The sequence below is a fragment of the Pedobacter sp. MC2016-24 genome, from assembly GCF_015223055.1.
GTDB lineage: Bacteria > Bacteroidota > Bacteroidia > Sphingobacteriales > Sphingobacteriaceae > Pedobacter.
Genome location: NZ_JADFBX010000006.1, coordinates 200,961 through 215,389, shown reverse-complemented (window position 1 = coordinate 215,389; position 14,429 = coordinate 200,961). Strand labels below are relative to the sequence as shown.

General features: G+C 42.6%; 8 protein-coding genes. All 8 read right to left on the bottom strand.

Annotated elements, in window-relative coordinates:
• Window positions 1-8: 8 nt before the first annotated feature.
• The 8 genes from IM797_RS16365 to IM797_RS16330 all read right to left on the bottom strand — a co-directional run bounded on the left by IM797_RS16365 (window position 9) and on the right by IM797_RS16330 (window position 14,367).
• Window positions 9-3,251, bottom strand: a complete 3,243-nt coding sequence (locus tag IM797_RS16365; RefSeq protein WP_194128227.1) for a carboxypeptidase regulatory-like domain-containing protein — start codon at window positions 3,249-3,251, stop codon at window positions 9-11.
• Window positions 3,252-3,271: 20 nt separating this feature from the next.
• Window positions 3,272-4,276, bottom strand: a complete 1,005-nt coding sequence (locus IM797_RS16360) for a fasciclin domain-containing protein (RefSeq protein WP_228098904.1) — start codon at window positions 4,274-4,276, stop codon at window positions 3,272-3,274.
• 32 nt (window positions 4,277-4,308) lie between these two features.
• A complete protein-coding gene (locus IM797_RS16355) occupies window positions 4,309-5,589 on the bottom strand; it encodes a fasciclin domain-containing protein (RefSeq protein WP_194128226.1) in 1,281 nt (426 codons plus the stop codon).
• A gap of 31 nt (window positions 5,590-5,620) precedes the next feature.
• Window positions 5,621-6,697, bottom strand: coding sequence for a fasciclin domain-containing protein (locus IM797_RS16350; RefSeq protein WP_194128225.1), 1,077 nt, complete (start codon window positions 6,695-6,697; stop codon window positions 5,621-5,623).
• A gap of 20 nt (window positions 6,698-6,717) precedes the next feature.
• Window positions 6,718-7,923, bottom strand: coding sequence for a hypothetical protein (locus IM797_RS16345; RefSeq protein ID WP_194128224.1), 1,206 nt, complete (start codon window positions 7,921-7,923; stop codon window positions 6,718-6,720).
• Window positions 7,924-7,930: 7 nt separating this feature from the next.
• Window positions 7,931-9,619, bottom strand: coding sequence for a DUF4397 domain-containing protein (locus IM797_RS16340; protein WP_194128223.1), 1,689 nt, complete (start codon window positions 9,617-9,619; stop codon window positions 7,931-7,933).
• A gap of 2 nt (window positions 9,620-9,621) precedes the next feature.
• On the bottom strand, window positions 9,622-13,059 hold the full coding sequence (locus IM797_RS16335) for a TonB-dependent receptor (protein WP_194128222.1): 3,438 nt from the start codon (window positions 13,057-13,059) through the stop codon (window positions 9,622-9,624).
• Window positions 13,060-13,350: 291 nt separating this feature from the next.
• Window positions 13,351-14,367, bottom strand: a complete 1,017-nt coding sequence (locus tag IM797_RS16330) for a FecR family protein (protein ID WP_194128221.1) — start codon at window positions 14,365-14,367, stop codon at window positions 13,351-13,353.
• Window positions 14,368-14,429: the final 62 nt, after the last annotated feature.

Genomic DNA, 14,429 nt, shown 5'->3' with positions numbered 1-14,429 from the left:
ATTGTCTATTAAAAAGTATACCTTAAACCCAGTTGAACCTGTGTTCTTGAGCCATAATAATCGATACTATAAGGCTTTCCGGGATCATTAAAAGTATAAATCGGATAATTGCCAGAATTTTGTTGTGGCGGAAATAATGTAGGTGTTAAGCCAACACTGGATGTAGAATTGAAGGTATTTGGAGAGAAATACTGAGTTCCCCATTTTTTACTGATGAGGTTGGTTAAATTGGTTACATCCGCCGTTAACGTGATGAACTGTTTGCTGACCTTGGTTACAAATACATCATGCGAAAGGTGCAGGTCTGCCTGAACATTCCATGGCGTACGCCCCTTATTTCTTTCCGTAAAATTCCCCCTTCTGCTGCTGAGGTAGTCATTACCATCAATTAGCCTGTTAAATGCGGCAGCTTGTGCAGCAGCCGTACCTGAAGCATTGTCTTTAAAGAAGCGCAACGTTTCGTCCCTTAAAGGGATATAGGCCAAACTCACCTGCTGTGGCAATCCCTGAACACTGTTGTTCACAATGCCATAAGTAAAAGGACTTCCCGATTGTGCACTGACAAACAAGGAAACATTTGTTTTACCTGCCTTATTCCAAACTTTATGATAACTTATTGTACTTACGATCCGGTTACGGATGTCAAAATTACTGTTCGCCAAACCAGGATTGTTGGGTACCAATGACTGGTTCAGCTGCCAGTTGGATTCCATAGAGTTCCTTACACCGTTTGACAGATCTTTTGACTGCCCATAGGTATAAGAAACAGACATTTGCAGTACATCCGCCACATTTTTACTGATACTTCCGGTTAAACTGTAGCGGTATCCTTTACTGGTATTACTCAACAAATAGGTATTGGAAAAATGTTGGTCAACTGTACCGCTGTAAATTGGCTGCTGATGCAACTTATCGTAGCCATAATAAGTTGGGTTATCCTGCACATTCAACTGCTGAAACAAGACATCTTTGATGTTTTTGGTATAAATTCCTTCGAGGGTAAATTTCCAGTCAGAGGTTGTCGCATAATCTACACCAATACTGGTACGTAACACCTGAGGCATTACAAAACCGTTATCAACCAGATCAATCTGAGTTTTACCACTATTTGAATTGTTGATTACCGCCCCATTTTGCTGGATAAAGTCGGCAATTCCATTTGGCCCCCCGGCCAGTGGGTTGCTACCAGGAACAAAAGGTTTCTGATCTGCTTTTTGATCAAATCCCCCAAAATTCTTTCCATTGTTGTAAAAAGCATAGGCCAACCAGGCCATTGGAATTCTACCAGTGAACAAACCGGCTCCTCCTCTTAAAATCAGGCTTTGATCTCCGTTCCAATCGTAACGGAAGCCGATTCTCGGAGAGATCTGCACTTTATTTAAATATTTATTGTTGATTTTGCTCAATGGCGTATAGGTATAGGTTGTTCCAAAGTATGGATCAGCCAAAGCATTGCGCACCTTATCATTCAGTTCAGGACGGTCGGCCAGATAAGCCATATCGGCTCTTAATCCAGGAATTACTTTTAATTTATCGGATACCCTGATTTCATCTTGTACATAAGTACTGTACAAATTGATGTTAAACACTGCACCAGGATTCGCTTCGATAAAATCACGGCTGTTGTTGCTGAAATTATAGGCCCCACGCACACGGTACGGGGTATTACTCAGGTAATCCTCAATGCTCAGGTAATCTACCCTACCGTTCCAGGCGTTTACAAATCCGTAGCTGATGTTGTACAACTCATTGTGTGTACCAAAGGTAAGGGTATGCCTGCCGATGTTCCAGTTCAGGTTGGCAGTAAGCTCGAGTGTACGTTGCTTCATGTCAAAAATACTGGCTTCGCGGTCTGTCCCCAGGTAAATTGTAGTGCCAGGTGTACGGCCAGCAATCTGCACCTGAGGTGCCCCTGGAGTACCTAGTGGATCTCTCGAATCATTTACGCGGGTATATCCTACCAGTAAATTTCCCGAAAGTCCGCTACCGAACCTGCTTTTTAACTCCGCTACTGTTGCCGTCTGGTTGTTCTTTTGCAGGAAGCCCATGCTGCTGAACCTGAAATCCTGCTGATCGCGATCCATATGCGTAGCCTCAGAGATGATGGTGTTGTTACGTACAGCCAATTGGTGACGATCGTTGATGTTCCAATCTAAACGGTTGAAAAATTTACGGGATTTGGAATAGGTATTAAACAGACCTGCTGTACCGGCATCGATGTATCCGGCATTGCTGATGGCATCCGCATCTGCTTTACTGAGGATATGACTGGTTTCCTGCTGACCAACATTTAACTGACTGGGATCCCTTCGGTGCGTAATTTCCTCATTGCTAAAGAAAAACAGCTTATCTTTGATGATGGGAAATCCAACGCGAAAACCAGCCTGATAATCATAAAAATCGTTATTCATTTTACCCAATGTGCCTACGCGATCTTTACCAGTAAGCGCTGCATTGCGTCCAAAACCATATACAGATCCACTGAGCGTATTGGTGCCACTCCGTGTAACGGCATTGACTGATCCGCCCGTAAAATTACCAATCTTAACATCATAGGGAGCTAAGTACACCTGCATATCTTCAATTGCATCTAAAGAAATTGGGTTGGTCCTTGTGGAACTACCTGCCATTCCAGAAGTACCAGATTGACCACCCAGTGATGGACTGAAACCAATGGCATCATTGTTTACCGCACCATCAATCGTTACGTTATTGTAACGGAAGTTGGCACCACCAAAACTATTGTCTTTGGTAGCTTGTGGCACCAGTCGCGTAACATCTGTAATGCTGCGTGATACTGTCGCCATATTTCGAATCTGTGCACCACTGATATTTTTACCAGAACCATAAGTACTTGCCTGTGCTCCTCTTTTGGTAGCCTTAATGGCAACTTCTGCCAGTTGCTGAGTGGCATCACTCAAAGCAAAATTCAACTGAATAGCAGCCCCAAGTCGGATGGAGATTTCTTCCTTGACGTCAGTTTTCATGCTCATCATAGCGGCCTCAACACGGTATGGCCCGCCAATGCGCAGGTTGGGCAAATAATAACGTCCCTTACCGTCAGCTGCCGTAGCATATTTTGTTCCTGAAGGCCGGTGGACTGCAATTACCGAGGCACCTGGTAAAGTCTGTCCACTGCCATCATATACGGTACCACTTAAAGTACCACTGGTTTCCTGTGCACTGCCTGCAAAAGGAAGCAGGAGAAAAAGCAGCAGAATGCTTATTTTGAATATTTTATATAATGTCATTTGTAAAATCTGATTATGGTTTACTGTGTAATTCTCAGCACACTTTCAATGGTATGTACTACTCCGTTTCCGGCAAGTACATCGCGCTGTATTTCGGAAAGTTCTACATCCCATGTATTACCTGTACCTCTTAGTAATATCCCATTGTAAATCTTTGAGTTGTTAGGGTCCACCTGTAATTTTACAGTTAGTGAATTACCATCCAGCATACTTTGTTTACTTTCGGTTGCAGTTCCTGAACTTAGGATATAGTCGTACACAAAACGACGATCTGCAAAAATATGATAACGAAGCATGCTGCTCAATTCTGCAGGGTCTTTTGCTTCAATGTCCGCTAAGGATGTTAATCCATATGCTCTCATGGCTGTATTACTTGGTGCAAACACCGTATAAGTTTCTTTTGTACTGAGCAAGCCGGTTAAGCCGGCGCGCTGTAATGCCTGGTAAAATAAACTGAGGTTGCGGTCGTTGGCAATCACTTCCCATATGTATTCAAACTTATAAGGTTTCAATACCCGGTTTACCACCTGAATTGACCCATTGGAAGCTTTGATATTTTTAGCCAGAATCACAGCTCCATTAATGGTCAGCAGTGTATCCGGACCTTTTACCCAGCGGGTTACAAAAAGTTTACCACCATTATAAGAACGGACCTCCTGATTAAATGCGAATGGCAGGGTATTAAAATCAAGGCGTCCATTTAACACATGGTATTGCATCATTGGCGAAATGATCCCCGGATCAGCAGCAATAAGGTCTGCCGGGGAATTATAACCTGCAGCTTTAAATGCGTCATCGCTTGGTGCGATCACCGTAAAGGGGCCTTCTTCGAGCAATTTGGCATTTAACCCGCTCGGGGTCAATCCCCTGTTAAATACCGACAGGTTAAAATTATCAGCAATTATCCTGGAGATTTTACTGGCATCAGGTTGTACTATATTTTCTGTTTTCTTACATGCTCCTAATCCTGTAATGAGGATCATCAGCGGTAAAAAAAGCGGCTTGAGTATCCGATTATTATTCATTTGTTGTTGATCTTGTTATGGATAAATTCCAGTTAAAACTTAAAATCTGCAGTTGGGATTAAATGATCTACCGCATGGATTGGTCCCATAAGGGTATTGATATCACCATCTATGATCGTTGCAGGTGTATGTGTTGATCCTTTGGCTTTAATGGTCACAGCACCATTTGCGGTTTTCCCAAATTCAAGCGGCATGGTCATTACTGGTAAAGTCCCGTCATACTGCCCATCCCGCAGCATATAATTTCCCAGTAAATCATTGTTGAGATCGTTACTATAGAAACATGTCGAATTGGCCCTGCCACCGAATGAGTAATTGGCACTTTTCGGATAGATCAGATCCGACCAGCGATGGAGCGTTAACAAATAATCTGATGCAAACATGCCCACTACCTCCCCAAGATCCCAATCTACATATGGCAAGCCTCGTTTCTTATTGAATTCCATGACGGCATCTGCATCAGCAAAACCAGCGGTATGAAAAGCTGCATCTGTTGGCGCCAGCAAGGAACTGAAAACGATATTTACATAGGGTGGCCCCTGCGTTTCGTCAACAACCAATCCAGGAGTCCATGGGCGTTCTAAATTGTACTCGGTAATTTCAAAATACAGATCTGAACACCTTTGCATCACATCGAGGTAAATTCCAAAACGACCATCGTCCTGTAAAGCCTGCAGCATCGTTTTTGTAGGTTTGTGCAGCAAACGGTTTACCGGCCATAAAATTCCATTTTTAGCGGATATTGGCTGGACATTCCCGGCATCTTTTCCATTGATATACAAATGTCCTTGCTCAACTTTTAAATACTGCCTGTAAAAATATGGATCAGAACCACCGCTATTGAATGGAGATATTGGCTTTGTACGTAATGCCGGATTAGGCAGAATTGATTTCTCGATCGTATTGTCCAGCCTCGCTACCAAGTCTCTGGGATTGACACCGCTTGCAATGGTATGGTACATCAGCAACTCATCCAGGACTTCCGGTGATGTAGTATTTATTTTCTCCAGTGTCATTCCATCTGCAAGGAAAGCTGCATCAGTAGGCACAAACAGCGTGAATTTAGTTCTTTCGCCGTAGGTTTTGAGTTTCGCTTCCATGGTACTGCGTGCCCATGCAGCCTTAAAAAGCGTATATGAAGTTGCGCTGAGGACTTCTTTCAAATTGGCCGTTGCCTCCTCAGAGGGCACGATTTCTCCTTCCGGAACAGGCATAAACTCATCTTTTCTGCAAGATGCCATCAACAGCATCAATACACAAAAAACAAGAAAGTTAAATGCGCGGAATATATCGTATGATTTTTTAATGTTCATCGTTTTCATTTTTAATCTTGTTTGTTGGCTATTATTTCCGCGCATCTGCAAGCTTTGCAATTACTCCTGTACTGGAATGCACCACGCCATTATCTGTTAAATAATCCACAGTAACCATAGATGTATTACCGCCACTGGAAGTCGTATAGGAAAATCCAGTCCTCGCTTTCTTCAGGCGCAGGGCGTATCTAAGCGATTGATCATTGGCCTGGGTTACACTCAACTGTGTACACCAGGTATCATTTTCCAGTTCTTTGAGGTAGGCGGTCTCGCTACCGAAAGCAGAAAAAACCTGCACATCTGAGATGAAAAAATGTTTCCCCTCCAGGATATATCCACCAAAAAGCCGATTCCCGTTATATGCAGAGGGTACCAGCGCATCCATTACAGCGGCGGTTATGCCTCCAGTTGTTAGCGCTGCATTTGTTGGGGCAAAAACAGTAAAAGGGCCTGGTGTTGCCAGTTTATCCCAAAGACCAAACTTTTTTAACCCAGCTACGAAAATGCTGTATTGTGGTTGTTTTTTTAACCAGTCTTGTACCGTACCAGAGTCATATTTCATCACCTTGTTGAGCAACTGTAAGCTTCCGTTGGTAAGCTGTACATCTTTCCGTTCTACAAATGCCCCATCATAAAACAGATTGTTGATCACCTGTGTGGGGTCGCCCCTAAAATTACTGGCAAGACTCGTATAAACCTGCGTGCCAGCGAGTGTAGCATAGCGTACATCGACTCCATTAACGGGGATATCCTGCAATATGACCCGTCTATTGAGTACATGTCGTTGTACAAGCGACTTTAAACTGTCGCGGTTCATTTTATCGAAATCTGATGCCCTTAGGATGCCCATGGCATTAAAAGCCGCATCTGAAGGCGCCAAAAAGGTAAATGGGCCAGCACCATTTAGCTGATCGTACATGCCTGCTTTTTCAATGGCTGCAGAGAATAGACTGAGCTGGTAATTATTTTTTATAAAATCTGCACCTGCCCGGATGTTCTCATTTTCCTTAACCATTTCCAGGTCGTCGTTTTTACAGGCGGCGAAGAAAAGTAAAAGTAGGATTGGCAAATGAAATAATAGCGTTTTTAATGATAGTTTTGCGCTCATCTTATGTTATCTTCTAGTTATCATTTATAAATTGGTGCTGCGTACTTGCGCTGTATGGTGGTGAGGTAAGCCTTACCATTTACGATCTCAATGGTATTTACTGTGGCAAAAGAACGGGACTTGTATACGCCCGAATGGATGTTCACAATCATATTTGGCAGCAAAACGTAATTCTCATCTCCCCTGATGATGTCAAGCGGTAGCGTTCCATTGGCAAAGCAGGATATAGGCGCCCAGTTGTTGTCTGTTTCCTTTTGAATACCAGTATACGGCTTACTGGAAGGATCCATTCCTGGTGCAAGCAGATCCAGACGTTGCCAAATGTCTGTATGGATGCCATCAGAAAGCGGATCTGCGAATAGCGGAAAGCTATAATAAGGACTTACATCCGGCTCACCCGTATTGCGTTTTAATTCGCCCAGGTATTTACCAAAATAATTACTCAACGAAGATTCCGTGCTGCTTTTCCTGTATAAGGTATAAAATACATTCATCCGATCACGAATCCCATCGCCCAATGCGCCCTTGTTGCCAATATTGGCGCCTTTTCCTGTATAATCTGCCTCCCAGTATCCTTTGGAACTCAGGTTGTAAAAATTAACGTATACGAGTGAATCAGAAAGCGGGAGTTTGTAGAAATTTTCATGTCTCAAAAGGATTCCATTTTTTTTAGTCTGGTAGTCTTTTTGCAATACATTGAGCGTATATACTTCTTTTTCATCCAGGACAAGGGTTGTATCAATCAGTACTTTGGTTTTGAGTCTGGATTCCAGCTCGAAAAACGGGACTGTATTTTTTGGCCTGAACAGAAAAACGATTCTGTGTTTACCCGATGGGATCTGCGCCCAGCTGCTCAGGTCGAAGCCGTTCAGGACCGGAGCCACCAGTACATCTTCCTTACCTGGATATTCGGGGTTATTTACTGTAGTACTGTTCCCGATATGTGATGGATATGGCGGTGCGTAAGGTGCACGCTGGTCCAGGAAATCGCCTAAAATTTTAGTAGATACAGGCATTCCGTCTTTGTCCATTACCGGATCGATTAGCATAGCCAGGAAAGGAATCTCCTGGTCTTTGCTATCGAGCGTTTTTTCATAGTTCAGGTTGTTAAATACCCGGAGGTAAGCCGGGCTATCTACTTTAACATAATCCACCTTGCTGCAACCTGTAATCAACAACAGGGCAATGATGTAAAATCCAAGATGTTGTCTTCTTAATAATGACATATAAATCTTATTTATTGTGTTTCAGAATAATCATTTTCGCCTTTTGTGCTACCGGGGTATTGGGTTTTGTACTACCCACCAAAGCCACCGTGTAAATACCAGGTTCATGATTGGGCAAGCCTGTTCTGGTATACAATTCGGGTCTGGCAATCAGATTTTGTCCCGTTACCACTGGAATATCCTTGGCCCAGGTACCTGGAATAATGGCAGGTGTAGAACGGAAAGCCACAAACTCATAAGCCGCACTTTCCTGACGTATACTTACATAAGGCGCATTAATTGGTGGAATTCCCGGCCGCAGGTTATTTACGGCGTTTGGATCTACCGGAAACAACCCGCTAAAAGCCTCCCCGTCATTTCCCGTTACCGTTAAATAGGGAATATCCTGGCAAAAATTCAGGAAACGGACGTTAAATGGATATGCTTGTTTCATGTAACCTGCAGAAGCATCATCTGTTCCTCCAGCAAAATAATTACCACTCAGATCATTGGCTACAGCCTGAATTGCCGGATTACCGTTTACATCTGGAAAAACCCATAAGCTAAAGTTTTTATTGGCCTCCAGTTTCAACTGCATTTCAGCCAGCTTAACGCCTGATGCATTTAGAGCTTCAATTTTATAATCACCGGTAATAAATGCCTGATAATCGGTATGACTGGTGTAAGACATTGCGTTTCCAAGCGGCTGTCCATTGAGCATAATTTTTACACCCTCTACTCCTGGCAATACATTCACGCCTTGCAAACGGCTGTAAGTTAAATTTGCAGGATCCGTAATATCATTCACGATCTGAAAGGTATTTTGTAGTACCTTAAACGTTTCATCTGTTGTTGATCCCGGATATGGAATGGTCGTTTCTTTTGCAGAGATCACCAATGTGTAAATACCGCCCGGAAAGAAGGTCTTCACAGGCGCATAAGTCAGGTTAGGTGAACTTACCAGTGTGGAATTTGAAGCACTGATGACATCCGAACCCGCAGCTGAAACCTGGTACCCCTGTATAGTAAGCACTTTAAACTGTATGGCGCCATAAGGCAATTCAACATAGTCAGAATATTGGCCTGGCTGTATGTTACTGGTTGTCGGGCTGACCAGGGTTCCATCTGCCCAGGCCAAACTCAATGGTTTCCTAAGGTCTTCAACATGATCTTCTGTCCTGGTCGTCGAACTGAGGTTGAGAATTCTTATTTTAAACTTAGCAGGATCTGAAGGTGCAGCAACAGCTCTGGGTATTTTCAAATAAGCCGGCTGCCCAGGCAATAAGGTGGTCGGCAGATAGTAGTCTACCGCCTGCTGTTCATCGGTCACTGTGAGTTCATTTACACTTCCTTTACCTGCGAAGTTGATTTCCTGGGTGGCCAATTTTAATCCGCCGCTGACAAATAACTCCTGAGGTATGGTCCAGGTAGATCCAAGTCTTCCGTTCTCTCTGAAATATTTAGTAGCAGGATAGCTGTCACTAAGTGAGCCCTGTGGATCTCTAACCACATAATTGGTTAAGGTATCACCGTTGGCCAGAACCTGGTTATAACCAGCCAGGTTTACAATCCTGACCATAGATCCCTTACGGGCATCGGTAACTTTCCTATTGTCGTAATCCATATTCAGCTTATCCTTTTTGCAGGCAGTAAATGCGGTTGCAAGCCATAAGCTGAGCAGGAGAAAATGTTTGATATTTTTATTTAAAGCGCTCATAATTAATACAAATTGTAAGTGAATCCCATCATAACTTCTGCGCCGCGCTGATAACTACGGTTAATGTATTCATTACCATACCATCTGCCTCCTGTGCCAGGATTGGCATAAACTGTCTTAACAGAAGGGTTGAGGATGTTTTTTGCATACCCCTTAAAAGTGATTCGTTTAACAACACGCTGACTGAATACAAAATCCAAAACGGGTACCGGACGGGTATACAAATCTGGCTCTCCGGTTAAGTTAATTTGTACCAAACGTTCACCGATCATGTTAAATGTTCCTGTTAAACTGGTTCCGGAACGCTTATTATTATAGTTGATCCATCCGTTTATGGAATATGGCGCCTGCTCAAACAAAGGGCTATTGTCTGGTGTGTGCCGGTCTAAAGAGCGGTTGGCTTTTAACCGTGCCGCTGATTTCTTGATTTGGCTCTGTGCCAGCAATAAATTGGTACCTGCAAAAAAGTTACGCAGCGGATCCCAGATCCGGCCAAGGTCTTTAACCAATTCCAGTTCCAGTCCCCATACTTTACCTATGTTGGGATCATTTTCAAACCGGATGGTTGGATACTCTGGATAAGTAGCGGCAAGACCGCTGGTTTGTAAATTAAATACTTTATACAACTGGTTTTTAATACGTTTACCAAATAGGGATACCGCGATAACCTCTCCGTTGTTGGGAAACCATTCCCAGCGGAAGTCAAGATTTTGAGTAGATTGATTGACCAGATTAGGATTACCGACTACAAGCCCCATCTGGAAAGCATCAAACTCAAATACATTGGTGATTTCTCTCAGCTCCGGTCTGGCCAGTGTGGTATTAAATCCAGCACGGAAATTCATGTTTTCTTTATAATTGTACGTGGCATTTAAGGAATAGAAAGGCTTGTAACCAACTTTATAAACAGAGTTTGGATTGGTCAGCGTTAATGGAACCTTTGTACCATCAGGACCAGGTGTGGTTAACGATGGATCTAAAAATACACCAGAAGTATCCACAGCCGATTGGATATTGGTAGACTCGAACCGGACACCGCCTGTAAGCCTCAGATCTTCGGTTACTTTCAAATCCATCATGGCATAAGCAGCCTTGGTTTCAAAAAAACCTTTGTAGTTGTTTGGAGATTTCTGACTGTTGTATAAAAATCCGCCCACGGAACCTGAGCCTTCGCCGTTGCCTGAACTTATCGGACGGATGCCGATGATTTCGTTACTCACCAACCGGTCCAGGTTTCCTTCTACAGTATACAGGGGCAGACTATACGTAGAAGAGAAGTTAGAACCTGGCAGAAAAAGGACATTCTCATTAAATACTCGTTTCCTGTTCAAGTAATTAACCCCGGTTTTAAACTCCTGTTTTGCGCCAAATAATTTAAAAGGCACAGTAAGATCTGCTTTATAATTGTAATTCTTTTCATCCAGGTTTCGCCATCTTCGACCATTTGGCTCTGCCTGGATAATGCCATAAGCACCAAATCCGTTCACATAACCCGAAGAAAGCGCATACAAATGATCGGTATACAAAGAACCGGGATTAGCATTGTTTGGATTTGTAGAGGGCAGACCAATATAAGCACCACCTTTAGGCGTATAATCAATCAGGTTTACAAAACGATAATCGGGATCGTTTTGTCCAGCTCTTGAACTGGCCACGTTGTAACTTAATCTTGGAGAATATTCATTTTTAAGGAATTTATGCTCACCCTGTAAATTGAAAGTGTTTAATTTACGGTAAGATTGACGTAAGGAGTAAATCGTACTTTTCACATCACCTGACAAATCCGTATATTCATAAGCACCACGCATGTTGGATGCCTGGGTTTCACCACCCCAACTGCCCAGATATTGCATGCTGATTTCGTGCTGGGGATTAAAGCGATACGTTAATCCAAGTAAGGTGCCATAGTTTAAGGTTTCTGTACCGGTATTCTCCTTGTAAGTCTGATATTTACCCATAAAAAGACTATTCGGTGTGATGTAGTTGGGAATATTTCTCGGACTTTTAATCTGCGGATTTCCAGTAACAACCCCCTGGTATATGCTGTATTGCTGAACATCCCCACCAGAAATATCCGTTGTTCTGCGGTAATAATTAGCACCTGCAATTACACCTAGCTTGTGTTTTTTAAATACCGTATAACTGTTACCAAAACTGGCAGAATACAGCTGGTTAACCGGTGCCTGGTGGTACCTGGTGGTCATGACCGGATCAAAGCTTTGCATAATCCCATTGATGCGGTTTACTTCCTGTTTAACAGCAGCACTATAATCGCTGTTGGCAATCATGCGCTGAATCTCGGCCTGGCCACCTTTATATTGCTGCTCCAGCTTTAGGAAATCTTTAGACAGGTTTTTCTTGTTGATGTCCGTACCCAGAAACCCCATGTCGCTATTGTAAAAACTATTGTACTGTCCACCAATTCCAATATTGGAATTAAAGCCGGATTGAAATACAAAGTCGACCACCATACTGTCAGGTACCGATTTTGTTTTTAGTTCCACAATACCCGCAGCAGCATCGGCAGGTTTATCAGGGCTAACTGTTTTATAGATTGTTACGTTATCCAATAAAGATGCCGGCACCAGGTCTAAAGGAATAGAACTCCGATCCGGATCTGAAGATGCCAGACGAATTCCATTCAGCTGACCAACCACACTCCTATCACCTAAACCCCTAATGGCTACATATTTATCATCGGTAATGGTTACGCCTGCAACTTTTTGTAAAGCTTGAGTTGTAGTTATACTTCCGGTACGCTCAATCTGAGCCGCAGAAATGGCATCCTGTACGATCGCTGATTTTTTACGTTCGTCTAAAACTGCAACTTCTGTATTGGTTTTTCTTCTGGCCTGCACCATAACTTCTCCCAATTGTGTAGCTGTAGCGCGTAAAGCAATGGTGATTTCTTTAGTACTGGCATCGACTTTGATTTCGCGCATCTGGTATCCCATATAGGAAACCTGTAATATCGCTCCACCTTCAGGCACAGTGATTTTGAATTTACCGTTTACATCCGTAGACGCTCCCCCACCTGAACCTTTAATTTTAATACTTACGCCGATCAGGGTTTCGTGGCTTTTTTCATCTACCACAGTTCCTGTTACCACAATCGGCACAGGTTTTCTGGTAATTACCACATACCCTTCAATCAGCTTATATTCAAGATTTGTATGATTCAACACCCGATTCAGTGCCTCAGCTACGGTGATATCTGCGGCGTTGATACTTACTTTAGCAGATGAAGTTTTCAGCAAGCTGATCTGGGCATTGATTTGAATGTTAGACTCCTTTTCTATAGCCTTTAAGCAGTTTTCAACACTTACGTTTTCAAACTTAAGTTTAATTTTCTGATTCAAATTCTGACTGCGTACCGGGCTGGCGCACAATATACCTGCAAATGTGAGGTTTACAGCGATCAGAAGAAACGAACATTTCATAAAGAAATAAATTTTATCTGTTTCCAGATTGTTTTTAGCCACCTCGCTACACTTCTTTCGGACTGTAATAGCTGCTTTTTTTAGCATACTAATAAATCGAAAAGAAGAACGCAGATGTAATCCTTTTTGCATATTTTTGATCATTACGGTTTTTTCGCCTATGGCGGATATCTGTTAATATTAATCTTGAGCTGCACGGTCTTCGAAAACAAGCGGCTCTTTGATGATTTCCACGCCCCCTTTAATCGGGGGGCGTACTTTTGGGTCAAGTATTTACATTTTTGTTCCTTTCTAAATTATGGTAATGTGATTGCCTTTTATCTGAAATTTAAACTGTCCTGAAACGGACAAAATCTTCATTAATGTATTTACAGGGACGTTGGCCGTTAAATTGACTTTCATCAACTTATCACCTGTCCTTTTACTTTTGAAGTCGATCTTTACATTGTACCAGCGCTCCAGGATAGTTGCAATGTCTGACAAGCGTGTTTCATTAAACACCAATAATCCGTCTTTCCATCCTGTAATATCTGAAACCAGCGCCGTTCCCGAAGTTTTTTCATGGCGTTTTTCATTCCAGGTAACCGTTTGTCCCGGTTTGAGTACAGCTATGGATTCTACCTGATCTGCTACATGTCGGTCTACCCTTACTTTACCGGTGCTGACTAGCACTGTGATCGGTTTATTTTCAAATGCTATTACTTTAAAAGAGGTACCGAGAACTTTGGTTGTAATGTTACCAGTATGAATGATGAAGGGCTTGTAAGGATTTTTAGTCACTTCAAAAAAAGCCTCTCCTTCCAGATGAATCTCTCTGGTAGTACCGCTAAACCGCGCCGCATAGCTTAACTTACTTCCGGCGCCTAAATAAACCTGCGAACTATCCGGGAGCGTAATAATTGTCCTTCTACCATTTGGGTTGTATTTTTGTATGTAAGCCAAAACAGGCGCTTTTGGCGCTTTTGTTAAATGAATCACAAAGAAGCCTGCAAAAACAATTAGCATCCATACGGCCGCGTATTTCCATATCCCGGTTTTTTTAAAAAAGGGAATATCTGTTTTTTCTTCAATAGGGAGTTCTTTATTGATCCTTTCATGAATGGTGTTCTTCCAGGCTGCCATTTGCCCTGTATTTTCCGGGCCTATGTTTGTTTTTATCTGACTGGCCCATCGCTCATCCCATACTTCATCAAATAAATCCTGAGCATTTTCTTGTTTTAAAAAGTTATGGATCCGTAAAAGCTCTTCATCATTACAGCTACCTTCCAGATATTTTTCAATCAGGGCTTTATCTACTTTTAAATTCATTCTATTTTATCCTTCAACTACAAGACACATTTATCTGGCAGGGAGGGTGAGCGAGAATGAAA